This is a genomic window from [Bacillus] selenitireducens MLS10 (assembly GCF_000093085.1).
Classification (GTDB): Bacteria; Bacillota; Bacilli; order Bacillales; family Salisediminibacteriaceae; genus Salisediminibacterium; species Salisediminibacterium selenitireducens.
This window is the reverse complement of sequence record NC_014219.1, coordinates 166,869-191,648: the sequence shown is the minus strand read 5'-3', so window position 1 is coordinate 191,648 and position 24,780 is coordinate 166,869. Positions and strand designations below refer to the sequence as shown.

22 protein-coding genes and 1 riboswitch are annotated in these 24,780 nt (G+C 55.6%); of the genes, 10 read left to right on the top strand and 12 right to left on the bottom strand.

All coding sequences use genetic code 11. The features are described from left to right. The first annotated feature begins 92 nt into the window (after positions 1–92). The 5 genes from nagA to BSEL_RS00975 all read left to right on the top strand — a co-directional run bounded on the left by nagA (position 93) and on the right by BSEL_RS00975 (position 4,483). Positions 93–1,244 carry an N-acetylglucosamine-6-phosphate deacetylase gene (gene nagA, locus BSEL_RS00995; RefSeq protein WP_013171156.1) on the top strand — a complete coding sequence of 384 codons (1,152 nt, stop codon included), beginning with the start codon at positions 93–95 and terminating at the stop codon, positions 1,242–1,244. Continuing rightward, on the top strand, positions 1,241–1,981 hold the full coding sequence (gene nagB, locus BSEL_RS00990) for a glucosamine-6-phosphate deaminase (RefSeq protein ID WP_013171155.1): 741 nt from the start codon (positions 1,241–1,243) through the stop codon (positions 1,979–1,981). The genes nagA and nagB overlap by 4 nt, the downstream gene beginning before the upstream one ends. Positions 1,982–1,991: 10 nt before the next feature. Further along, a complete protein-coding gene (locus tag BSEL_RS00985) occupies positions 1,992–2,711 on the top strand; it encodes a GntR family transcriptional regulator (protein WP_013171154.1) in 720 nt (239 codons plus the stop codon). A gap of 28 nt (positions 2,712–2,739) precedes the next feature. Beyond that, entirely contained in the window at positions 2,740–3,477 is a 738-nt protein-coding gene (locus BSEL_RS00980) for an SIS domain-containing protein (protein WP_013171153.1), read from the top strand. Positions 3,478–3,625: 148 nt separating this feature from the next. Continuing rightward, entirely contained in the window at positions 3,626–4,483 is an 858-nt protein-coding gene (locus BSEL_RS00975) for a glycoside hydrolase family 16 protein (protein WP_013171152.1), read from the top strand. A gap of 70 nt (positions 4,484–4,553) precedes the next feature. On the opposite strand, the gene BSEL_RS00970 is transcribed toward BSEL_RS00975, so the two are convergent. Beyond that, positions 4,554–5,207, bottom strand: a complete 654-nt coding sequence (locus tag BSEL_RS00970) for a phosphatase PAP2 family protein (protein ID WP_013171151.1) — start codon at positions 5,205–5,207, stop codon at positions 4,554–4,556. A gap of 130 nt (positions 5,208–5,337) precedes the next feature. Then, positions 5,338–5,503, top strand: a riboswitch (M-box (ykoK) riboswitch). A 228-nt stretch (positions 5,504–5,731) separates the two neighbouring features. Between BSEL_RS00970 and mgtE the strand changes: the two genes are divergently transcribed. From mgtE to BSEL_RS00955, 3 genes are all read left to right on the top strand, one after another. Next, positions 5,732–7,093: a magnesium transporter gene (gene mgtE / locus BSEL_RS00965; protein ID WP_013171150.1), complete on the top strand. Its 1,362-nt coding sequence runs from the start codon at positions 5,732–5,734 to the stop codon at positions 7,091–7,093. A gap of 91 nt (positions 7,094–7,184) precedes the next feature. Beyond that, positions 7,185–7,787 (top strand): class I SAM-dependent methyltransferase, encoded by a 603-nt coding sequence (locus tag BSEL_RS00960; RefSeq protein WP_013171149.1) that lies wholly within the window; start codon positions 7,185–7,187, stop codon positions 7,785–7,787. 24 nt (positions 7,788–7,811) lie between these two features. After that, positions 7,812–8,267, top strand: coding sequence for a GNAT family N-acetyltransferase (locus tag BSEL_RS00955; RefSeq protein ID WP_013171148.1), 456 nt, complete (start codon positions 7,812–7,814; stop codon positions 8,265–8,267). 64 nt (positions 8,268–8,331) lie between these two features. Here the strand turns inward: BSEL_RS00955 and betB are convergent, their stop codons facing one another. Next, positions 8,332–9,804, bottom strand: a complete 1,473-nt coding sequence (gene betB / locus BSEL_RS00950; protein WP_013171147.1) for a betaine-aldehyde dehydrogenase — start codon at positions 9,802–9,804, stop codon at positions 8,332–8,334. 297 nt (positions 9,805–10,101) lie between these two features. On the opposite strand from betB, the gene cudC reads away from it, so the two are divergent. Together cudC and BSEL_RS00940 are read left to right on the top strand one after the other, a co-directional pair. After that, the gene (gene cudC / locus BSEL_RS00945) at positions 10,102–10,653 is read left to right on the top strand and encodes a choline uptake/conversion transcriptional regulator CudC (RefSeq protein ID WP_013171146.1); all 552 of its coding nucleotides are present in this window, start codon (positions 10,102–10,104) and stop codon (positions 10,651–10,653) included. Between the two features lie 139 nt (positions 10,654–10,792). Continuing rightward, entirely contained in the window at positions 10,793–11,734 is a 942-nt protein-coding gene (locus BSEL_RS00940) for a glycine betaine ABC transporter substrate-binding protein (RefSeq protein WP_013171145.1), read from the top strand. Between the two features lie 61 nt (positions 11,735–11,795). Here BSEL_RS00940 and BSEL_RS00935 read toward each other — a convergent pair whose 3' ends face one another. The 10 genes from BSEL_RS00935 to BSEL_RS00890 all read right to left on the bottom strand — a co-directional run bounded on the left by BSEL_RS00935 (position 11,796) and on the right by BSEL_RS00890 (position 24,719). Continuing rightward, a complete protein-coding gene (locus BSEL_RS00935; RefSeq protein ID WP_013171144.1) occupies positions 11,796–12,719 on the bottom strand; it encodes a YncE family protein in 924 nt (307 codons plus the stop codon). A 334-nt stretch (positions 12,720–13,053) separates the two neighbouring features. Further along, positions 13,054–14,739 (bottom strand): choline dehydrogenase, encoded by a 1,686-nt coding sequence (gene betA, locus BSEL_RS00930; RefSeq protein ID WP_013171143.1) that lies wholly within the window; start codon positions 14,737–14,739, stop codon positions 13,054–13,056. Between the two features lie 239 nt (positions 14,740–14,978). Next, positions 14,979–15,938 carry a bile acid:sodium symporter family protein gene (locus BSEL_RS00925; protein ID WP_013171142.1) on the bottom strand — a complete coding sequence of 320 codons (960 nt, stop codon included), beginning with the start codon at positions 15,936–15,938 and terminating at the stop codon, positions 14,979–14,981. Between the two features lie 194 nt (positions 15,939–16,132). Next, complete coding sequence (arcC, locus tag BSEL_RS00920) at positions 16,133–17,092, bottom strand: carbamate kinase (protein ID WP_013171141.1); 960 nt, start codon at positions 17,090–17,092, stop codon at positions 16,133–16,135. Beyond that, a complete protein-coding gene (locus tag BSEL_RS00915; protein ID WP_013171140.1) occupies positions 17,085–18,509 on the bottom strand; it encodes a YlbE family protein in 1,425 nt (474 codons plus the stop codon). Before BSEL_RS00915 ends, arcC begins: the two co-directional genes overlap by 8 nt. Next, positions 18,506–20,065: an acyl-CoA synthetase FdrA gene (gene fdrA / locus BSEL_RS00910; protein ID WP_013171139.1), complete on the bottom strand. Its 1,560-nt coding sequence runs from the start codon at positions 20,063–20,065 to the stop codon at positions 18,506–18,508. The genes BSEL_RS00915 and fdrA overlap by 4 nt, the downstream gene beginning before the upstream one ends. Further along, a complete protein-coding gene (locus BSEL_RS16850) occupies positions 20,025–20,891 on the bottom strand; it encodes a DUF2877 domain-containing protein (RefSeq protein ID WP_013171138.1) in 867 nt (288 codons plus the stop codon). The genes fdrA and BSEL_RS16850 overlap by 41 nt, the downstream gene beginning before the upstream one ends. Further along, positions 20,888–22,450 carry a hypothetical protein gene (locus BSEL_RS00900; RefSeq protein ID WP_013171137.1) on the bottom strand — a complete coding sequence of 521 codons (1,563 nt, stop codon included), beginning with the start codon at positions 22,448–22,450 and terminating at the stop codon, positions 20,888–20,890. Before BSEL_RS00900 ends, BSEL_RS16850 begins: the two co-directional genes overlap by 4 nt. Positions 22,451–22,479: 29 nt before the next feature. Then, entirely contained in the window at positions 22,480–23,160 is a 681-nt protein-coding gene (locus BSEL_RS00895; RefSeq protein WP_013171136.1) for a cysteine hydrolase family protein, read from the bottom strand. Between the two features lie 2 nt (positions 23,161–23,162). Then, positions 23,163–24,719, bottom strand: coding sequence for a xanthine/uracil/vitamin C permease (locus tag BSEL_RS00890; RefSeq protein WP_013171135.1), 1,557 nt, complete (start codon positions 24,717–24,719; stop codon positions 23,163–23,165). Between the last annotated feature and the right edge of the window lie 61 nt (positions 24,720–24,780).

Below are 24,780 nucleotides of genomic sequence, written 5' to 3'. Positions count from 1 at the left end.
CGTTTCATCATTTTTTATTTTCTTTTAATTGTCTAGACCACTATACTAATGTATAATGGATGACAAGAACTCCATTTCAGGTGGTGATTGCATTGAAGAATAAGATTTATATACAGGGCGGCACCGTCTATAACGCAGACGGCGCGCCCATCAGACAGCCTTTGATTACGGTAAACAGCGGCATCATCGAACAGATCACGGAAGGCGGCGAACCGCCAGAAGGGGCCGACGTCCTCCGTCTTGACGGGGATGACGTCATTCTCCCGGGCTTTATCGACATCCATATTCACGGCAGCCACGGAGCCGACGTCATGGATGCCACACCCGAGGCCCTCGCCACCATCAGCCGCTCCATCACGAATGAAGGGGTGACGTCCTTCCTCGCGACGACGATCACGGCACCCGCTGCGTCCATTGAAGAGGCGCTCCAACAGGTCGCTTCCTCTGAGGGAACTGACGGGGCAAGGTGCCTTGGCGTGCACCTCGAAGGCCCGTTCATCAACGCCAAACAGGCAGGCGCCCAGCCCGTCGGCGCCATCCTCGACCCGGATGCCGGACAGTTCAAACACTGGCAGGCCCTCTCCGGCAATCAGATCCGGATCGCCACGATCGCTCCTGAGCGACCCGGTGGCGCTGAGCTCGTACAGGCACTCGCGGACTCCGGCGTCATCGGCTCCATCGGCCACTCCGACGCCTCGTCCGCTGACGTGCGGGCCGCAGAACAGGACGGACTTCGCCACGCCACCCATCTCTTTAACGGCATGCGGGGTCTCCATCACCGGGAAGCCGGTGTCGTCGGCGGCGTTATGCTCAGTGACAACTTAAAAGCCGAGCTGATCTTGGATCACGTCCACGTGAGCCCTGATGCGGCTCGGGTTGCCTATCAGGCACTCGGAGCGAACCGGCTCATGCTCATTACCGATGCCATGCGCGGCAAAGGCCTCGGCGACGGGGTCTTCGACCTCGGGGGACAGGAAGTCACGATCGAAGGGAAAGAAGCCCGTCTCAAGAACGGCGCCCTTGCCGGCAGCGTTTTGACGATGGACGAGGCGGTGCGTAATGCACGGTCGACCTTCAACGCCTCTTGGCACGACATCGCACGGATGACGTCTTACAATCAGGCCGAGAGCCTCGGCCTCACCGGTACGAAAGGAACCATTCAAACCGGCGCGGATGCCGACCTGACCGTCATGAGCCGCACCGGATTCATCAAACACACGATTATAGGAGGAGAAAAACCATGACCATCACCATCCAAACCGTAGACGATTATCACGCCATGAGCGAACAGGCGGCGGAGTATTTCTATGACGCCATCAAAGAGAACCCGGACATCCACATCGGTCTTGCCACCGGCGGCACCCCGTCAGGGATGTACGAGGCCCTGATCCAAAAGATCCAAGACAGCGCCCTGCCCCTCGGTGCCATTCAGACGTTTAATCTTGATGAATACATCGGTCTCTCTCAGGACGACCCGAACAGCTACTACACGTTTATGAAAGACACGCTGTTCGCCCCACTGAAGCTGAGCCGCAACCAGACGTATGTCCCGGACGGGAACACGTCGGACCATGAGATGGAATGCCGGCGCTACGAGGCCCTGATTGACGAACACGGCATCGACCTTCAGCTCCTCGGCGTCGGGGAAAACGGTCATATCGGCTTCAACGAGCCCGGCACCCCGTTCGACTCGGTGACGCACGTCATCGAACTGAATGACACGACACGTGAGGCGAATGCCCGTTATTTCAACAGTCCGGACGAAGTCCCGACGCACGCCATCACGATGGGCATCCGGTCCATTCTGAAGGCAAAAAAGATCGTCCTGCTTGCGAGCGGCACCAACAAAGCCGAAGCGATTTCCGCTTTATTCCGTGATACAATAACGGAAGATTGGCCGATCACCGCCCTGAAAGAACACCCCGACGTCACCGTGATCGTCGACAAAGCGGCGGCAGGCCAGATTCCAGATGAGAAATGAGTGAAGACCGATGATTGAGAAGGATTCCCCCATCCCGATTTACTACCAGCTCCAGGAACAGCTGAGAAAACAGATCGAAGACGGCACCTTACAACCCGGCGATCCCCTCCCCTCCGAGCGGGACCTGTCTGAGACTTACGGCATCAGCCGCATGACGATCCGTCAGGCGATGACGAACCTCGTCAACGAAGGGCTTCTGACTCGCTCGAAAGGACGGGGCACGTTCGTCGCCGAAGAGAAGATCGAACAGCCGCTCATGAAACTGACCGGGTTCTCCGAAGACATGAAGCAGCGCGGCATCAAACCGGGTTCGACCCTGATCAGCTTTGACACCGTTGCCGCACCGGCGAACGTCGCCAAGCACCTCGAGCTTGATGCAGGCACGCCCGTCTATGAAATCAGCCGGCTTCGAACCGGGGACGGGGCGCCGATGGCCTTTGAGACGTCGTACTTAAGGCAGGACGGCATCACGATCCGCGAACAGGACCTTGAAGGTTCCCTGTACGAAGCGATCGAAGCGCAGTCCGGGCGCAAAATCGACAAAGCCCGGCAGACGATTGAACCGTCCTTCGCCTCTGACGAAGAGGCCCGGATGCTGACGATAGAAGCGGGCTCGCCGGTACTCCTCCTTGAGCGGACAACCCGTTTTCACAACGGTACCGTCTTCGAATTCGTCAAATCCGTCTACCGCGGCGACCGCTACAAATTTATTGCAGATATGCAGCGCTGATAAAGGCGCATAAGAAGGAGAATGTACCATGTCTTTTCGTTACCTTGACGAGATCGAGTCCCGCCTGCGCGGCATCAAAAACCGGCAGTTCCGCGCACTCACCGTGGCCGCGGAGCAAATTGCCGCCACAATTCGGAACGACGGGATGATTTACGTATTCGGCTCCGGACACTCCCATATGCTCGGCGAAGAGCTCTTTTACCGGGCCGGAGGGCTTGCGAACGTCAGGCCGCTCTTCGTCGAGCCGCTCATGCTGCATGAGAGCGGCCCGAGAGCCTCGGCCCTCGAACGGACGCCTGGCTACGCCGAACGCTTTATGACCGATCTGCCTCTGACGCCAAAGGACCTGATGATCGTCGTCTCCACCTCCGGACGCAATCCCGTTCCGGTGGACGCTGCCATGATAAGCAGGGAGAAGGGCGCCTATGTCATCGCCGTGACGTCGATGGCGTACCGTGCTGCCCTGTCATCACGGCACCCTTCCGGACAGCATCTCAGTGATGCGGCGGATCTCGTTCTCGATAATGAAGCACCCGTCGGGGATGCAGCCCTCTCTCACAAGGCACTCGATACAGGCTTCGCCCCGGTCTCGACGATACTCGGGATCACCCTGTTGCAGGCGGTGATTGCCGAGGCGACGGAGACCCTTGCAGAGGAAGGGTTCGATGTCCCCGTCTTCAAAAGCGGCAACGTCGACGGAGCCGATGCGCATAATGAAGCACTCATCAGCCGGTTCAAAGACCGCAATCCGGCCCTGACACCCTGATCATCATGATCTTTTCTTGAAACGGACAGCCGCGACGCTGTCCGTTTTTCAGGTTCCAACGAGCGGCATATTGACGGCGCTTTCCTCCTCGTGTTACCGTTAACGAAACCGATTTCGGTCACATGAACATAAAAGGAGATATGGACACATGAACAAGCTTATAATCATGGCCGGTCTGTCCCTCGTCACCCTCGCCGCCTGCGGCAACGGAGAGAACGAGGCAGAGAACGCCGGCATTGACGCACCCGAGGGGTGGAACCTCGTCTGGCACGATGAATTCGACGGGGAGAGCCTCGATGAAGACAAGTGGCGCTACGACATTGGGAACGGCTTCTACGACGGGGATGAATGGGTCGAAGGCTGGGGTAACGAAGAGCTTCAGTCGTATCAGGAGGACAACGTCACGCTCCGTGACGGCTCCCTCGTCATCGAAGCCCGTGAAGAGACGGTCTCTGATGACTACGGCACCTTCGACTATACGTCCGGGAAGATCCTGACCGAAGGGCTCTTCAGCCAGACGCACGGCCGCTTTGAAGCGAGCATCAGTCTCCCGGAAGGCCAGGGCTTCTGGCCGGCGTTCTGGATGATGCCGGAAGACGATGCCTACGGCAACTGGGCCGCCTCCGGAGAGATTGACATCATGGAGAACCGCGGATCTGAAACAGACATCGTCGGTGCGGCGATTCACTACGGCGGCGTGTTTCCGGACAATACGTACACGGCCGATGAATACGTATTCGATGACGGAGAAACGACAACGGACTACAATGTCTACGCCGTCGAGTGGGAGCCTGGCGAGATCCGCTGGTACGTCAATGATGACGAGTATGCGGTGATGAATCAGTGGTACTCGGAAAACGGCGAGTTCCCGGCTCCTTTTGATGAGGACTTCCACCTCATTTTGAATCTTGCTGTCGGGGGCTGGTACGGGGGCGACCCGGACGACACGACGCCGTTCCCTGCAGAGATGAAAGTGGATTACGTCAGGGTATACGAACAGGAATAGATCAACAAATCAAAACCAAAAACCGCGTCCCGCTCCCTGTTTTTCAGACAGGGGACGGGACGCGGTTTCGTTACGAAGGCTTTCGCCATCTTTGCTCATAGAGCCGGACACAGAGGGAGACGAAGGCAACGGATGCGAGGACGGCACCGACGGCGTCCGTCGGGAAATGGGCCCCGGTGAGGACGCGGCTCGCGGCAACCAGTGTGAGAAGAAGGAGTCCCGCCGTGGTCACAAGCCGTGTCTGTTCTCTTCTTTTCACCCACGTGCCAAGGAGGTAGATGATGAGCAGGACGAGAATCGCCGCCCGCATCGTGTGGCCGCTCGGGTAGCTGTAGGACGGGATCGCGAGCTCGATCCCGAAGGCGTCGATCATGTTCAGTTCCCCGGGCCTCTCCCGCTGAAAGAGGAACTTCAGGCCGAGGTTGACGGCAAGCCCTCCGCCGGAGACGGCGACAAAGAGGATCATGTCCCGGATTCTTCTCTGATAGAGGAGGAGTCCGAGGACAAGAATGGACATCACGGCGATCAGTTCCACCGAGCCGAACTCTGTGATGACGGTCATGGCGTTCGTCAGAAAGGCCGGGGCACTGTGGTACACCCAGTCCATGACGGCGAGGTCGATGGCGTCGAACAGCCCGACGATGGAGAGCATCGACAGGATAAAAAAAGCGACCCCCGTTGAGAGAAACAAGGGTTGTCTGGTCAGCCAGTGGTTCGTGTGCATAGCGTCAGTCCTTTGTTTGAAATACTTTGACAAGTTTACCAAAGGCTTATTTGTTGCACAAGGGAAAGTTTCTCTCAAAAAACGGTTGACAGGCTTTTTTTGATTCTGTATGATACGACTTGAATATGCATATTGCCCTCGTTAGGTGAGGCTCCTGTGCAGGAGATACGCTGCTGCCCAAAAACGTCCAAAGACGCCAATGGGTTGAACAGGAACCATCGACATAAGGTGGTTTTTAACGCAGCTGGCTTCGTCCTATGCCGCACAGTGCTAAAGCTCTACGAATGGAGGTCCATTTTGACGGTCTGCCGTACACCCCGTGGTTTTTTCAGGGTGCCTGCAGCCTGATTCAGCGAGCATTCAGCTGCCTTCATTCACGTGAAGGCAGCTTATTTTATTTTGTATGGAGGTGATGGGGCATGCCTGAGGACCCTGATTCATGTCAGTCAAAACCGAGTAAACCAAGTCCCCATCCCGACGTAACCGTCACCGGGGCATAAAACTGACCCAAAGAGGTGATTCACGTGAACCGATTGAATGAAGAAGCAAGAGAGCAGTACTTCGACCAGATCTTCAGAGCGTTGAAGTACAAGAAGAAAGACGAATTTCTGGAGCTGTTTTTGGAGCTCCACCCGACAGATCAGATGGAACTCTTCCTTGATCTGTATGACGACAAGCGCCCGATGTTCTATGAATATCTGTCCGCAGAAGAATTTGCGGAAATTTTCCAGGGCCTTGATTTTGAGAATCAGACCGAAGTGGTAAAAGAACTCGACAAAACGTACGCCGCGCATATGTTCAACTTCATGCAGTCCGATGACGTCGCCGACTTCATCGGTGAGATTGAAGACGAAGATGCCAAGGCCATCTTGAGTGCCATGGAACAAGAAGATGCCGACGAGGTCCGTGAGCTCCTCAGCTATCCGGATGAATCCGCCGGTTCCCTCATGACGAAGGAATTCGTCGCGATTTACGCCCACGAAAGCGTGCAAAACGTCATGGCCGACCTGCGAGAGAAAGGCATCGAAGCGGAGACGATTTACTACCTGTACGTCATCGACGAGAAAGACAAGCTCGCCGGCGTCGTCTCGCTCCGTGATCTGATCACGGCTCCATTGGACGAAACCATCGAAAATCTGATGAGTACGCGGGTCGTATCCGTCGAAGCACACACCGATCAGGAAGACGTGGCGCGGATGATCTCCGACTACGACCTCCTCGCCGCCCCTGTTGTGACGAGTACGAACGAACTGATCGGGATCGTCACCGTCGATGACGTCATCGATGTCCTCGAAGAAGAGGCCACGGAAGACTTCGGCGAGATCGCCGCAGCCAAAGGCGCGACAGACGTCAACATCACGTCCTTCGCCGCTGCGAAGAAGCGCTCGCCGTGGATCATCATGCTCATGTTCTTCGGCCTCATCACAGCCGGGGTCATCGGGCAGTTCGAAGAGACCCTTGAAGAGATTGTCCTCTTGGCTGTCTTCATCCCGCTCATTATGGACTCCGCCGGAAACACCGGTACGCAGTCCCTCGCTGTTATGGTTCGTTCTCTCGCGACAGGCTCCTTCGAGAAGAAAGGACTCTGGAACACGATCAAGCGTGAGTTCGGTACCGGCATTATGCTCGGTCTCATCTGTGCGGCGACGCTGATGATCATCGTGCCGTTCATTTACGGGAGCTACATGCTCGCCTTTGTCGTCGGTGCTTCACTGTTCTTGACCTTGAGCATCGCTACGATCATCGGGGCCGTCGTCCCGGTCATCATCACGAAGCTGAAGCTCGACCCGGCGATTGCCTCCGGGCCTTTCATCACGACCGTCAACGATATCCTCGGTCTGATGATCTACTTCACCATCGCAACATCCCTGATCGCGTATCTTTAAGCGGTGAACGGCCGGCTGCCCTCTCTCGGGCAGCCGGTCTTTTTGTTGCGTTTTCGCCCGGGCGCACGTACGATGAAGAGGACGACTATGCATGACAACGATGGAGGAATCAACGATGGACGATCAGACAAAATGGAACGACAAACACGCTCGACGCATCAAATCCGGTAAGATTCCGGGTGCGAATCCGGTCCTCGCCGATCAGATCCCGGTGACAGAGAACGCCGTTGCCATCGATCTCGCCTGCGGCCTCGGGGCGAACGCCCTGATGCTCGCAGACCGCGGCTACACGGTGACGGCCTTTGATGTGTCGGATACGGCAACGGATTTCGTCAACGCCAAGGCTGAGGAGCTCGGGCGTCCTGTAAAAGCCAAAGCGATGGATCTCACGTCCATCGAAGGCCAGACCGCCGTGACAGCAACGGCCCCGGTGGATCTCGCCGTCATCACTTACTACCTCGACCGGGATCTGATGGAGCTCGTCAAAGACCTCATCCGCCCCGGAGGCTACGTCTTCATTGAAACGTACGTCTCTCTCCCAGGAATGGAAAACACCCCCGTGCGTGAAGACTTTAAGCTGCATCCCGCCGAACTCGTGAACAGCTTCGAGGACTGGGGGATCATGTATTTCGACTTCGACGAAACGAACGGAACCCAGACGATTCTCGTCCGGAAGAAAACGACCCACCATTAAGCATAAGGAAAGCAGGTGACGAGCATGACGAGAGAGATCCGTCCCGTCGATGCGTCAAACTGGCGGGCGATCATCGCCCTCAAACCGAAAGCCCATCAGGAGTCCTTCATTGAACCGAACGCCGTCTCCATCCTCGAATCGTTTTATGACCGCAGCCTCAAGTGGTCATGCTATGGTCTGTATGAAGACGGCAAACCCGTCGGCTTTATGATGGCCGGCGCAGGGAGCCTGTATGAACGCTACATCTGGCTCGACCGGTTTATGCTCGACGGCGCCTATCAGGGAGACGGCCGCGGCAAAGCCTTCCTCGCCCTCATCATCCGCTTCCTCTCAGCCAAGTGGTACGTGAAGACGATCAAGACGAGCATGAAGGCGGACAATGAAGCGGTGAAGCATCTGTACACCTCCGCGGGCTTCGTCTCCACCGGCACCATCGACCCAGAGTTCGATGAAGAGGTGTGGGTGTATCAGGTAACGTGATGTTTGCATGAAACGAGCCCCGCCTTCTGTGATCAGAAGACGGGGCTCTCATTCGTACTATTCATCAGAACCAGTTCAATGGCTGCGGGTTCAGGTTTTGGAAGATGTGCTTGGATTCCGTGTATTCTTCGATCCCGAGTTTGCCGAGCTCACGCCCGATGCCGGACTGCTTAAAGCCGCCCCACGGTGCGTGCGGAAAGTAGAGGTTGAAGTCGTTGATCCAGACGGTGCCCATGCGCATCTTCTTCGCGCAGCGCTCCGCCTTCACGATATCGTTTGTCCATACGCCGCCTGCGAGGCCGTAGATGGAGTCGTTGGCGATCGTAACCGCCTCTTCTTCCGTCTTAAAGGTCTCAACGGTAATCACCGGGCCGAACGCTTCATCCTGCACGACGTCCATCTCGGATTTGCATCCGGTGAAGATCGTCGGCAAGTAGAAGAACCCGTTCTTCAGGGCCGGATCCTCAGGACGCTTGCCGCCGGTGACGAGGTTCGCGCCTTCTTTGACGCCGTTCTCAACGTAGGCTTCGACCTTTTCAAGGTGCTCCTTGGAAATAAGCGGCCCCATCTGGGTATCGTCATCAAACCCGTTCCCGAGCTTGAAGTTCTCCACGCGTTTTACGAGGGCGTCGACGAATGCGTCGTGAATCGATTCTTCCACGACGAGGCGAGTCCCTGCAGAACAGATCTGTCCCGCGTGGAAGAAGACACCGTTCAGCGCCTGATCGACGGCTGTGTCGAAGTCCGCATCAGCGAAGATGATATTCGGATTCTTCCCGCCAAGCTCAAGGGCGAGCTTCTTCACGTTGACGCTTGCTGCCTGCATGATCTTCTTCCCGGTGACGATCCCGCCGGTAAAGGAAATCAAATCGACGTCGAGGCTCTCTGACAGCTCGGCTCCAACGGTATGACCGGCACCAAGAACGAGGTTGGCGACGCCCTTCGGGACACCGGCTTCCTCCATTAATGCGAATACCTTCACCGTTGTCAGTGGTGTGATCTCACTCGGCTTCATGACGAGGGTGTTCCCGGTAATGAGAGCCGGTGCGAGCTTCCATGATGCCTGCAGGAGCGGGTAATTCCACGGCGTGATCTGGCCGCATACGCCGACGGGCTCATAGACCACTTTACTGACCGATTCCGCTACAGGGCTGTCGATCAGCTCCCCGCCGCTCTTGTCCGCCATCTCTGCGTAATAGCGGAAGACGCCGGCGATATCGTCCATGTCTCCGCGGCTCTCCTCGACGGTCTTCCCTGTATCAAGGGATTCGAGTTCGGCGAGTTCTTCACGGTCACGCTCGATCAATTCGGCAATCGTTCTGACGATCGCACCTCGCTCCGTTGCCGGGCGCTCCGCCCACGCGCCGTCATCAAAGGCCTGTCTGGCTGCGGCGATGGCAGCTTTCGCATCGTCTCTGTTTCCTTCCGGAACCGTGGCAATCACGTCCTGGTTAAAGGGATTGATAATGGTCCGGGTTTCACCGCTTACGGCGTCGACCCATTCCCCATTGATATACTGCTTGCATGTGAGGTTCATTCATCTCAACTCCAATTTCTTTTAAATTAAGTTTGTTAAATATATATTTAATCTTTTATCATCCTAACACGCCCGTATGGCTGTGTCAAAAAAAGATATAACCGCGAAAAAAGTTTCGAAACCGGCGTGATCCCTTGTTACAACTGTGTTGAAACCGGCTTTCCCACTTTCCCGTTTCAGAAAAATGCCCATTTTCATTTGACATTTCCGCTCAGTTCGGTAACATATAGTTTGAAAAGAAGATTAAGAAAACATTTAACGAATTAAACTTTGGTTATTCGGAATAGGGGTGAGTGCATGACCGATTCCTATGAAGAACAGCGCAAAAAAATTGAAAAAGCAAAAGATAAAGTCATCGGCTCGATTTCGGAAACGATGGATTTATACGGGGTTACCCCCGCTGCGGGCAATTTGTATGCGACGATGTACTTTAAGGATCAAATGACACTCGATGAAATGCGCGAGGAGCTCCAGATGAGCAAGCCGAGCATGAGTACGAGCGTCCGCAAGCTGCAGGAGATTGACATGGTGAAGAAGACCTTCACCCGCGGATCGAGAAAGCACACGTATATTGCCGAGAAAGACTTCTTCCGTTTCTTTAAAACATTCTATTCAGAAATGTGGGAACGTGAAGCCAAGGTCAACCTCGAATCCGTTGAATCGGCTCAGGAAGATCTCGTTGAGATCATGAAGGATGCGAACAGCACGCCTGATATTGTCGCCGAATCCAAACAGTACTACGATCAGCTCGAAGAATCCAAGACGTACTACAACTGGCTGTACGATCTGGCGAAAGCGATCCGCTCAGGCGAGATCTTCGATATGATCCCACGGGATACGGACCGCTAGTCCGTGACTCTTTATGTGATTCACTTTCTTCCTGTGAACAAGGTGAATCCTTCTTCTTGGCATTTTCGTTAAATATTTATTTAATGTATTTAACGTATGCAATATATTTAACACAATTTAGAAAAAGGGGTTTTTCTTAATGCGTACATGGAAAAAAAGCTTAGGGGCGTTTTCCGCTGTGGCCGTAGCCGCTTCATTGACAGCGTGCGGAAATAATGCGGAAGACAACAATGACAACATCAATGCAGACGGTGCGAACGATGCCGACGCTGCAAACAATGCGGACGGCAATGAAGCCATCGGCAACGGGGAAGAAATCACCATCTCCCAGATCAGCTGGGCAGAGAACATCGCCGTCACAAACATGTGGAAGTATGTGCTTGAAGAGAAAGGCTATGAAATCGACCTGGTTCTTCTCGACATGGGTTCATCCATGGCAGCACTTGATAACGGTGAACTCGATGTCAACCTCGAAGTGTGGCTGCCGGTTCAGGATGCCAACTACGTGGAACAGTATGGGGACACCGTCAACTTCTCTGAAGCAACCTGGTTTGACAACGCCAAAGTCGGCCTTGTCGTACCGGAATATTTGGAAGACGTCAACAGCATCGAAGACCTGAATGAACACGCCGACCTCTTCAATGGGGAGATCGTCGGGATTGAAGCCGGTGCCGGAACGATGGAAGTCACTGAAGATCTGATTGAGATTTACGACCTTGACCTTGAACTCGTGCCAAGCTCAGAGCCGGCGATGCTTTCTGAAATCGGAAACCGCATCGAAGCCGGAGAAGCCATTGTCGCACCGCTTTGGACACCGCACTGGGTGTTCTCCGAGTATGACCTGAAGTTCCTTGAAGATCCGGAGCTCGTTTACGGTGACGTGGAGAAGATTCACCACGCAACACGTGCCGACTTCGCGGACGATTTCCCGGAAATCCAGGAATGGTTTAATAACTGGAAGATGACCGATGAAGAAATCGGCGAACTCATCGACTACGTGGAAAGCGCCGACGAACCGTTTGACGGTGCCGTGGAATGGGTGGATGAAAACCGCGACCTCATCGACGAATGGGTTCAATAATTCCATGTTAATAGAACGAAACAGCCCCACCGGATGGTGGGGCTGTTTTTTGTACTGCGAATTATGTGCGCTTTTCGAGATACGCAATCCCGTCAGGGTGAATCCCGACGTCAAAGCGCCTCTCTTCTTTCAGGGTGGTCATGTCGATCACCGAGACGTCGTTTGTTTTGTTATTGGCCACATAGGCTTTTTGGCCGTCCGGAGAGAAGACGATCCCACCGGCCCAGACGCCGACAGGCAGGCGCTTGATCTCCCAGGGCCTGGTCTCGCCGTTGATGTGCTGGGCGGTATCGATGATGGAGACGTCGTTCGATTCCCGGTTCGCAATCAGGGCGTATTTGCCGTCAGGTGAGAAGACGAGCCTGACCGGCACATGACCGACCCGGCGTTTGTAGAGGACCTCGTGTGATTCTGTATCGAGGATGTGGAGGGTATCCTCCTCCTGATTCGCCACATAAAGGTGCCGTCCATCCGGATGCACCGCCACCCCTTCCGGCCCTTTGCCGACAGGGATATGGGTCGTGATCGTCTCCGTGTCCGTATCCATGACCGTCAGGTTATGACTGCCGATGTTCGGGATGTAGACGGTGTTCCCGTCGGGTGAGAAGCTGATCATATGTGAGAGCTTCTGACCTGTTTTTGTGACCGATTCGATCTCGTCGGTCTTTGTATCAATAATGAATACTTTCTCACTGAACGTCGACGCGAGATAGAGCTTTTTGCCGTCGTTTGTCAGCCCGAGGCCGTGCGGGAAATCAAAATCCGGATGCGTCAGGTGCCTGACGATCTCAAACGTGCGGTTATCGAGGATGTCCACCGTGTTCCCGAGTGAACAGGCGATATACGTCTTCAGGCCGTCACGGCTCACGACAAGCTCATGAGGGTTGTGACTCGTCGCCACCGTTTTTTCTGTCATTCCCGTATCCGCATTCACGATGGAAAGCGTGTCTTCGTCTTTGTTCAGTACAATCAGTCTGTCTGGCATGTTTCCCACTCCCTTGATTCATATCTATGTATATGCTGATCGTACCATAATATGGAGACAGAAAGATACATATTCGTGATCAGAAACCTTACGATTCCCCGAAACCTCCACTCTCAGCAAACCCGTTCTCCGGATGGAAGAAATCGTTCTGCGGAGATTTGCATGCCAATGGCAAGGATGGGGTCGAATTCTACACGCGCAAAAAAATGGTCACCGCCAGGTGGAACTGACCGGATTCACCGTGTTTCGAAACCCGCTTCTCCTGTGACATCAAAAACGCCCCTGCTTCCGGGATCTCGTCCGGAAACAGGGGCGTATTGTTTCGTTCATGTGTTTATTTCTTTTCCACACCTGCGTCGGCCGGGTGAACACCGTGACGGTAGAAATCGAGGTGTTCCGGCTCCAGGGGCTTCTTGCCGCGGATAAGGTCCGCTGCTTTTTCAGCAAGCATAAGGACCGGTGCGTGGATGTTGCCGTTCGTGACATACGGCATCGCAGACGCATCGACAACGCGGACGTTCTCAAGGCCGTGCACTTTCATGCTCTCCGGATCGACGACGGCCATCGGATCGGATGCAGGTCCCATCTTGGCTGTGCAGGACGGGTGAAGAGCCGTTTCGGCATCTTTTGCAACCCATTCGAGGATCTCGTCATCGGTCTGGACTTCAGGTCCAGGGGCAATCTCGCCGGAGTTATACGGCTTGATCGCGTCCTGAGCCATGATGTTCCGGGAAATGCGTACCGCTTCGATCCACTCGCGGCGGTCCTGTTCCGTGGAAAGGTAGTTGTAGACCATGCTCGGATGCTTGCGCGGATCCTTGGACGTGATCTTCAAAGAACCCCGCGCGTCGGAATACATCGGGCCGACGTGGACCTGGAAACCGTGCTTCGTATCTGCCTTCGTACCGTCATAACGGACGGCTACCGGCAAGAAGTGGAACATTAGGTTCGGATAGTCGACGATGTCATTGGAGCGCACGAATCCGCCGCCTTCAAAGTGGTTCGTCGCTGCGGCACCTTTACGTGCGAAGATCCACTGCAGGCCAATCCACGGCATCCGGTGCAGGCTCAGGTTCGGCTGCTCAGAGACCGGCTTCGGGCACGAGTACTGGATATAGGCTTCAAGGTGATCCTGCAGGTTCTCCCCGACACCCGGCAGATCGACGACCGGCTTGATACCGAGGGAACGCAGATGCTGCGCGTCACCGACACCGGAAAGCTGAAGCATCTGCGGCGTGTTGATCGCACCGCCGGCGAGAATCACTTCGCCTGCCTCAATCTGATGCACCTTGCCGTTACGCTTGTAGGTCACGCCTTTCGCACGCTTGCCCTCAAAGTCGATACTCGACACGAACGCACGGGTTTTTACGGTCAGGTTCTTCCGCTTCATGACCGGCTGCAAATACGCGCGTGATGCGGACATGCGGCGGCCTTTATACAAGTGCTTGTCAAAGGGACCAAAGCCTTCCTGGCGGAACCCGTTCACGTCAGGTGTGCGGTTGTAGCCCGCTTCGACTGCCGCGTCAAAAAACGCCTGGAAAAGCGGATTCTTCGCCGGTCCGCGTTCAAGCTTCAACGGACCGTCATGACCGCGATACGGATCATCCTTGTCAGAACCGAGCGCAGATTCAAGGCGCTTGAAGTACGGCAGGCAGTGGGCAAAATCCCAGTTCTCCATACCCGGATCTTTGCCCCATCGCTCATAGTCGAGCGGATTACCGCGCTGATAGATCATGCCGTTGATGGAGCTTGATCCGCCGAGGACCTTGCCGCGGGCATGGCTGATGCGACGCTGGCCCATATAAGGCTCAGGGTCCGATTCATACTTCCAGTCATAGAGCGACTTCCCCGCCGGGAACGGCAGTGCCGCCGGCATCTGAATCAGTAAATCCCATGAGAAATCCTTACGCCCCGCTTCAAGGACTAGGACACTCCGGTTCTCATCTTCACTCAAGCGGTTTGCCATGACGCACCCCGCGCTTCCTCCACCAATAATCACGACATCATACTTTTCACTCATGTTGTCATCCTCCTTCAATGTTCAAAAATAAAACGCGATGCCATAAGCATCCGCTTTGTTTTCATACCTTCAGTTCGTTTTGTTAAATATTTATTTAACATATTTAATAATTTTAATTTAACATATCCTAATGCCTTTGTAAACCGCTCCGGCGCCAAAACCATGAAAAAACAGGCGCAAACCCCCTTTGAGCCGGGGCTTACACCTGTGAGGAATTCCTTTGACAAGAATCGGTTGAACTACTGATTCACAGCCTGTTTTGTTTCTGCAGGCTGCTTGTTGCTGCGGTTCCAGAAGGAGACAAGCAGCGGTCCGGATATGTTGTGCCAAACCGAAAAGATCGCGCTCGGAAGGGCCGCCAGGGGACTGAAGTGGGCTGTCGCAAGGGCAGCACCGAGGCCGGAGTTCTGCATCCCCACTTCCATGGAAATCGCCCGGCGCTTCGTTTCATCGAGGCCGGCCCACATCGCCGCGGCGTAGCCTAAGAAAAGGCCGAAGCCGTTATGCAGGATCACTGCTGCAAATACGGCGAGACCGGATGTGATGATGTTCTCGGCATTGACGGCAACGACGGCGGTGACGATGAGCATGATTGCTGTCACGGACACGAGGGGAAGGGCCGCTTGGCCTTTATCCACCACCCCCGGTAAGAGCCTTCTCGCGAGAAGCCCGAGGGCAATCGGCACAATGATGACCTCCACGATCGACATGACCATATCACCTGTACTCACTGGCAGCCACTGGCCGGCCAACAGGAGCACAGCGAGCGGTGTCAAAATCGGGGCGAGCATCGTCGACACCGACGTCATGGCGACCGATACCGGAACATCCCCCTTTGACAGGTAGACCATCACATTTGATGCCGTTCCACCCGGGCAGGCGCCGACGAGTACAAGTCCTGCAGCGAGCTCCGGCGGCAGCCCGAGGACCGTCGCGATAAGAAAAGCGGTCAAGGGCATGACGAGGAACTGGGCCAGGAGCCCAATCAGAACAGGCAGGGGTTTCTGGGCCACGACTTTAAAGTCGCTCAGACGCATCGTCGTCCCCATGCCGAACATGACGATGCCAAGCAGGACCGTGATGTAGGCGGCAATCCAGGCGAACGTGTCCGGTGTGAAAAAGGCCACGAGCGATACCGTAATGACGATGACGGCAAAATACTTGCTGAAAAACTGACTGATTCTTGCGACTGTCTCCATGTGATCCACTCCTTGATTTTGTTATGTATGGGAAGGTATCTGACATTGTACGCCTCCCTTTAGCGCGTTTCAACAAGAAAGCGGAAAATTTTCAGTCTTTTCACTCTTCACTTCAGGAAGGAGACATCAACAAACAGACACAGGCTTCCGTCATGGGAAACCTGCGTCTGAATCATCGTCTGTGTCTGAGACAATCAGTTTGTATGGTTTGTTACCGGGGATTCTTCCGGGAAAAAGGTGGTGCCTGATTTCCCGTTCAGCGCTTCTGTCGCTTTTTCCAACGCGCCGATAATCGCACGGCGTCCTGTAGCCGATTCCACAAAGTCGAGGGCGGCTTCCACTTTCGGAAGCATGCTTCCTGCAGGGAACTGATCGTCCTCGATATAGTCCCGGGCTTCTTTCACCGACACGCGGTCAAGGTTCCGCTGGTTCGGTGTGTTGAAGTTGACCGCGACACGCTCGACGGCGGTGAGCATGAACAGGTAATCGAGATCAAGGTCCTGCGCAAGGCGGTTCGATGCCGCGTCTTTATCGATGACGGCGCTGACGCCTTCAAGACCTTCATCCGTGCGGATGACCGGAATGCCCCCGCCTCCCGCTGCAATCACGATACCGTGGGTATCAAGAAGCGTTGCGATCTGGTCTTGTTCCACAATTGCGACCGGCTTCGGTGACGGCACGACCCTGCGGTAGCCCCGCCCGGAATCCTCAATCATCGTGAAGCCTTTTTCTTTTGTGAGCCTGTCCGCGTCTTCTTTTGAATAGAAACCGCCAATGGGCTTTGTCGGATTCCTGAATGCCTGATCTTGCTCATCAACCTCGACTTGGGTCACAACTGTTGCCACACCCCGCTTCACCTGGCGCCTGGTCAGCTCATTCTGAATGGCGTTTTGCAGATGAAAACCGATGTAGCCCTGACTCATTGCCCCGCACTCCGGGAACGGCATGTTGGTGCCTTCCCCGTTCGCCGCTGCATAGTCCATGGATGAATGAATCATACCGACCTGCGGGCCGTTGCCGTGCACGACGACGACCTGGTGGCCACGCTCCACAAGATCCACGATGGATACGGCCGTTTCCTTAACAAGAATCTTCTGTTCACGCGGCGTTTCGCCGAGGGCGTTCCCGCCAAGGGCAATCAGCATTTTACTCATGAGTGACAGCCTCCTTTTCATTTGCAAGTGTCATCAGCGCCTGTTCGAAGCAGGCTGCAGGCGGTTCCACAAGACCTGCGCCCACTTGCCCGACGCCTGCTGTTTTGTGGGCCATACCGGTATTGATAATCGGAAGGATATTCGTGTCGATGACTTTTCTTACGTCAATGCCGACGGGTGAACCGCGGAAATCGAGCGTCGGGATCGAGTAGTTGCTGTTCTCGTCTGTCGTAATCTGGTACATCTGTTCACTGTAGGCCATGGCGTCACTGACCGTGCCGCCGACAAACTGCACAATGGCAGGTGCGCCCCCCATCGTGAAGCCGCCGATGCCCATCGTCTCCGTGATCGTCGAATCACCGATATCCGGAGCCGCATCGTCTTCTTTGAATCCCGGGAACACGAGCCCTTTCACATAGTTCGCAGGGGCCGTGAACCACTCGTCTTCGCCGAGCCCGCTGACACGGATCCCGAAATCGACGCCGTTACGCGCCATCGTCGTCACGATCGTGGCATTCTTCACACCGTGCGCCGCGTCCAGGGACGCCTTGCAGGCCGGCATGGACAGATTCAAGAAGTAGTGATCATTCTGATTCATGAACGAGAGGGCTTCCTGCATTGCCTCGTGATCCTTGTCTTGCATAAGATAAGGCAGCATCTCCCGGATAAACAGGCTCGTCGCCGCCTTGTTCCGGTTATGGACCTCGTCCCCCATATGCAGGGCCTGGGCGATAAGCGCCTTCAGGTCAATCCCGTTCTTTGCCGCCTGCAACGCCCGCTGCATGACCGGCATGAACGATTCCTTCAGCCATGTGAGGCGATTGATGACCTCTTCACTAAAGGCCCCGTAGCGAAGCACTTTCCCGAGTCCCTCGTTGATGCTGCAGTAGGCGCGGTTGCCGTGTTCTTTGTTCTCCACGACATGCACCGGCATGGACGGAGAGAGGACCCCGGCCATTGGCCCGACGGCTTGATGGCTGTGACACGGCGCAAAACTCAGCTCACCGGACTCGGCAAGCTTTCTTGCGTCCGCTTCATTGTCTGCGAGGCCCTCAAAGAGGATCGCACCAATGATCGCACCCTGCATCGGTCCGCACATGCGGGCCCATTCGATCGGGGGGCCTGCGTGCAGGAACAGCTTGTCATGCATCCCGGGAATGACGTCGATCGCCTTTTGCATATCGACGAGCACCGGATGCGCGCTCTTCAGAATGGCTGTCACCTTTTTGTTTGCTTCATCGATGTCCGGACGGTCCATCAGACCGTCGAGGGCTTTGACAAGAGCGAGGTTCCCCCCGGCAGGAGGGCGCCAGTCCACCTGGACCGCCGCGAGCCCCTGTTTCGTCAAGTCCTGCTTAAACGTGTCCGTGCCGATGTTCACCGGCTTCAGTTCTGTTTGAAAGAGTGTCGTTGTCATGCTGATACCTCCCTGGCTGCCTGCAGATGAACGGCGAGCCGGACCGCTTCCACATTGCTGTTGGCGACGGCGACACCCGCTTCTCTCAGGCGCGATTCTGCTGATTCAAGTCCCTGTGGATCAGTGGCGGTTCCGCATACATAAGAGACGATCGCAAGCGACGGGTTGTTCACCCGTGCTTCTTCGATGAACGGCAGGCTGACACCGACAGGGTCTTCGTGCGATCCGTAGCCGAGTTCGAAGTCCATCAGAATCACCGCCGTCTTCTCATCCGCTGCTTCTTGCAGGAGGCGCTGGTTCCGTGTCGTCGGATCAATCATCGGATGCGGCTTGCCTACGGTGAACTCGTCTTCGCCGAGATCAAGCAGGACATGTCCTTCACTCTCCCGGGTATTGAAGAGCTTCTCTTCCTCGCGCTTCGCCACGTTGCTCTTAACGCTTAAGCCTTCCTGACGCATGATCGAGAGAGCTTCGGCGCAGAGTGTGCCGCCACCGTACAGACCGCGGATATCGATCTGGCTATCGCTTCGTTTCTCCCTCACGCCGTTCAGGACCGTTTCCCACGCTTCCTTGTCAAACTGGTCCGCCGGTTTGTCCGGTGCTTCTTCTCCTTTTGAGAGAGCCACGGCTTTGATCGCGGTATCCGTCAGGGAGTAGCCGAAGATCGCCCCTGCCGAAACCGCTGCCGCAGGATCTCCATCAATGAAGGAGATGACCACGGGCTTTCTTGACGCCTTCACCTGTTCAAGGACCAGGTCCTGCACTTCTTTTGCCGGCGGCTTTGAGATCAGTACAATCACGTCCGTGTCCGGATCTTCTTCGAGGGCTTTGATCCCCTGAAGCATCATCAGGCCGCCAATGTCCTTCGAGAGATCCCGGCCGCCGGTGCCAATACCCTGCGAAACGCCGCCGCCGAGGCGATCGATCTGCACGGTCACTTCCTGAAGGCCGGTTCCCGATGCGGCAACAAGGCCGATGTTCCCCCGGCGTACGCTGTTGGCAAAACAGAGTCCCGTGCCATTGAGAATCGCCGTTCCGCAGTCAGGTCCCATGACGAACAGTCCCTTGTTGCGTCCGAGTTCTTTGAGTCTCCGCTCATCCTCCACCGATACGTTGTCACTGAAGATCATGACGTGAAGCCCTTTCTTCAGGGCAATCTCCGCTTCTCTTGCGGCAAATTCACCGGATACGGATATAATCGCCAGATTCGCCTCTTCGTGATCACGGAGGGCTTCTTTCGTGTTCGTGTACGTCTTTTCTGTCTGCTTATTTGCCTGTGATGATTTCGCCTCAAACGCTGCCTCGATGGCTGTGAACGCCTCTTCCAGCGCTTTTTCATTCTCTGCCGATACAGCGAGAAGGAGATCATTATCCCCTGCCGCTTCCACCTCGTCAGTGACGAGACCGATATCACCGGCCAGTTCTTTATTCATCGCCGTCGCCATGGCAACGATGGCGTCATGGACGCCGTCGAGCTGTTCGATTTTACTGGCTAATGACATGAGTGTGACAGAATCATAGTACGCATTCTTTCTGATGATCACCTGTTTTTCCATGGTGCCGATTCCTCCTTATCTGTTCTGCTTGCACGAGCTGTAAGCCTTTCAATACGCCAATCAGGGTGTCCGTTCCGGACGTCGATCCGATCCGGTTCACGTCCCTGAAGGCTTCCTCCGTTTCGAGCCAGCTTCCCGCCGACAGGACCTTCAGGAGGGCGAGGAGGCTTTCATTCGTCTCTCCTGAGAAGGCGTGTGTGAGCATTGTCCGGCTCACATCCGTCGTCATCATCAGCCGGTGACGGCTGTCGCCGCTCACCCGGCACGCGGCCTCTTTGCCTAGGAACGCATGCATCACCGCCACGAGGCCGTGAAGGGCGTCGTCACCGGAAGGCGTCAGCCCGACACCGAGTCCCGTCAGTCCGCCAAACCGGTATGCCTCTTCCGAGACCGCCCAGACAGCAGCAAGCTTTCGCTCCATCAGCGTCGGGGCCGGTACCCGCTCGGGAAACAGAACCGCATACAGGCCGCCACGGTTTCCGTGTGCCTTCAGCCAGGCCCGTAAGAATGTGATCGGATCCGCCGCGTTCTCAAGTGGCATGAGCGCCGGTATCGCGAGAGAGACCGTGTCGGCCTCCCGCTCTTTTAAAAATTGTAAATCAATCTGTTTACTTGGATTTTTGCATGCATCCATGATGGCGACGAAGTCCCGTTCACCGGGTTGGATCGTTGCCGGCTGCATTGGCAGTCCCTGCTTCTGTATCGTGACGAGCGTGCCACGCGTTGTCTTCACATTGATGACATGGTCAAAGATGCTGTGCACGACCGGGGTGTTGGACGCTTCTGAATTCAGCCAGTCGCGAGCGTGCCGATCGAGGCGGATCATGACTGATCGAGCTCTTCAAGAGCTGATACATCCTCCGTGCGATTCTCTTCCGGCCGGTAGAACATCATTGCCAACAAGGCAACGGACATGCTCAGGTACCCAAGTGCGGCATTCAGGCCTTGACCAATACCGATTTCAGGGGCATGGATCACACCGAAGAACGAGAGCACAGCTGCGATTAAAGCGTAGACAAGGGCGTAGCGGAAGTTGCGGTCGATGATATAAATGACGATCGTTGCGAGAATCATCGCGACGAGAATGTCCGCAGCACCGAATGCCTGCCAGCCGAGATACGGGATCCCCGCATCCGCCAGGGTTTCATACCCGACTTCCGCCGCTGAGGTTCCCATCGCGCCAAGGGCGTTGTCAATCTGCGTGATGACGTAGCTTGCAATGAACGGCATAAGCGCAATGATCAGCGCCGGATAATGGCGTCTTGGTGTTTCATTAAAGGTCTGTGCACCGATGACCATCGTAATGTAGATCAAGATCGGCAACAGGGCCACGAGCGGAATGAAGGACAATACGAGCGGCATGATGCCTAGGAATCCGACCACGAGTGCCCCGATCCCGGTCGCCATGGAATAACCCGCTCTCGCACCTGCCTTCTTCCAACCCGGGTGACCGATGTAAATGATCGTCGGATACACGCTTCCGAGGGCTGCGCCAAAGAGAGTCAGACTTGCAGGCACGAGCATCGTCGGAACGGTGGCATATTTATCCCCATCCGCCTCGGCGCTCTCGATGTTATCGAGACTCTCAAGAAAATCATAGATCCCGAGGGGGATCGCTGCGGCCAAAAACGGTGCGAGGAAGGCAAACCCCTGTGGAATCATCGAGATCGCAAGGAGCGGCAGGGCCGGAGAGAACTCAGCGGCTGCAGACTGGACTTCTGCGACGTCCATGTAGCCGGTGGACCAGGCAATGATCATCCCGATGACAATCGCGAGCAGTCCGGCAGGCATCTTAAACGGCAGTGACTTTTGCGCGAGCCAGCCGGCGAGGACAATCGTCAGGGTCAGAAGACCGATATACGGCGTCGTGTATACCTCACCAGCCGGATTCATGGCGATGTAGGTCAACGCAATCCCGGCCAGGGACGCAAGCATCGCCGCTCGCGGGATGTACTTTCGGATGAACGGCCCGATAAAGGCCCCGATCGTCATGATGATCCCCTGCACGACGTTCCAGGCAATCCCGACAGCCCAGGCAAGCATCCAGTCGCCGCTCATCGCGTACACCGGCAACATGACGGCAAAGGCTACGACGAAATAGTGTGGTACACTCAGCCCGTATGGCAGGGCGGTGACGTTCGTTCTGCCCTCCCGCTCAGACAGCCGTTTCGCCTGAATGGCAAAGATGATTGAGCCGATCCCGATCGACAGTGCTGCGGCAGGGACAATCCGGCCGTACACGATCTCACCCGGCATGTTGATGGCGAAAACGAGCAAACCGATCGCGGCAAGAAAATTCGTCAGTACATTCGTAAATAAACCGAAAAATCCGTTCAGGTCACCTTTCGTAAACCAGGCGACCCCTTTTCCTTTTTGTTCAGACATGGCCGTGAACCTCCTTCAGACGCGATCCCTCAATTACGGGATGCAAGCGCCTTTTTCACTTCATCTGACGTGGAGGTCCAGCCGAAGATGCCGCCCTGCTGGTGAATCATGCGGATGGAATCTTCATGATCTTTCGGATCAAAGGCCGCCGAGCAGTCTTCAAGAAGGAGGCAGTCAAAGCCGCGATCGTTCGCTTCGCGTATCGTGGACTGCACGCAGACGTGCGTCGTGACACCGCCGACGAGGAGATGGGTGATCCCGCGGTTCAACAGGACCGATTCAAGATCCGTCATATAGAATGCGCCTTTTCCCGGCTTGTCAATGACAACTTCCCCTTCAACGGGCTTCAGTTCATCCACGAGATCGTGCCCGTATTCACCGCGGACGAGAATCCGTCCCATCGGGCCCACGTCTCCGATTCCTGCGCCCTGCTTCTTGCCGCGGTTCAGTTTACTCGGCGGGCAGTCAGACAGGTCCGTGCGGTGGCCTTCGCGGGTATGAATGACCATCATGCCTGCTTCCCGGGCTGCTTCAAGCATCTCTTGGGTCGCCGGAATAATGGCCCGCGTTGCGGAAATGTCGTTCCCGAGCTTTTCGCCAAAGCCGCCAGGGGCAACGAAATCCCGCTGCATGTCGATCAGAACGAGTGCCGTTGTCTTTGGATCAAACGTGAATTCATACGGTTTTGCCTGTGCCTGTACATGTGTCATGTCTAATTCCTCCTTGGCAGGTCTTCGCCTGCCTCTGTAATGGTTGTGTTTGAAGCCGATTGTTTCTTCTTGTGAAAATACCAGACGATCACGCCTGCCGCTGCGTAGCTGAGTCCCATCTCCCAGCCGATCCAGAGTCCGACGGTTTCGGCATGGATGATGCCAAACCAGGAGAGGACAGCGCCGGTCCATATCGTCACGGCTGCGCGGTCGAGCTGTTCATCAATAATAAAGACAAGGGCGGTGGACCAGAGCATCCCGATCAGGATCGCCCCGCTTCCGAAGATCATCATCCCTTCGTATTCGAGCCCCGCTTTTGCGAGTGCATCAAAGCCGACGTCCGCCGCCGAGATCCCCGCCTCACCGAATCCGGTGTCGATCTGACTCCGTCCCCAGTCTGCAAGCCACGGGAGTACGGCCAGGAGTACGGCCGGCGCGTGCCGGGCTTCTGTTGTCTGAAAAGCCTGGGCACCGATAAAGAGCCCGATGTAAATCAGGATCGGTACGATGGCGACAAGCGGGATCAGAGCCAGGAGGACCGGAATAATCCCCGCCACCGTCATGATCAGCACCATGGCCCCGGTGAGCCAGGTGTAACCGATACCGGCACCCGCCGCTTTCCATCCCCCGTGACCGATATAGACGGCTGTTGGGAACGGGCTTCCGAACAGGCTCGCGAGAATCGTCGTCGAGCCGTCTGCCACGAGCGCCTGACGGGTGTCGTACGTATCCCCGGCCGCTGTGGCACTCTCGATGTTATCGATCGTTTCAAAGAAATTATAAATGCCGAGGGGAATCGCCGAGATCAAAAACGGCAGGGCCACGCTGAATCCTTCCGTGATGCCGGAAAAGGAAAAGAGCGGGACATTCACCTCGAGATCCGTCAGTGCTCCTCTGAGCTCCTGGATGTTCATCTGTCCGGCAGTCCAGCCGATGATTGTTCCGATGACAATGACGACGAGACCGACGGGAATCTTGAAAGGCATCGCCGTTTTGCCGTAGAAGTTCAGCAAAATCAGAATAAACGTAATCAGTCCGATATAAGGCAAATGAAAGGTCTGCATCGCAGGCGTCATCGCGATAAAGGTGATGGACACGCCTGCAAGTGTGCCGAGCATGGCTGCACGAGGTAGTAGTTGTTTTACTTTCGGTCCGATGACGGAGCCGAATAATTCAATAATGCCTTCAATGAAGCACCAGGCCAGTCCGGCGTACCAGGCAATCATCGGATCACCCGTCTGCCAGTAAACCGGCCCCATAATCAAGAATACAATCAGGAACATATGCGGAACGCTCGTCCCTGAAGGCAGTGCGGTTACGGTCGTGCGCTGTTCACGCTGGCTGAGCCGGTAGGCAAGCCAGGTGTAGATCAGGCTGCTGATGAAGATCGACAGTCCCACTGCAGGTATAATCCGGCCGTATACGATCCCGGCGGGCATACCCAGTGATACCGTCAGTAAGCCTGCCATGACCAGTAAATTCGTTAAGTTATTTGTAAAGAGGCCGAAAAAACCGTCGATATCACCCTTCTTCCATAAAGGTGTGTTCGGATGTGTCAAGCCGGTATCCCTCGTTTCTGCTCGTGTTTACCATGCGTTCAATGCGTAAGCCGTGATCGCC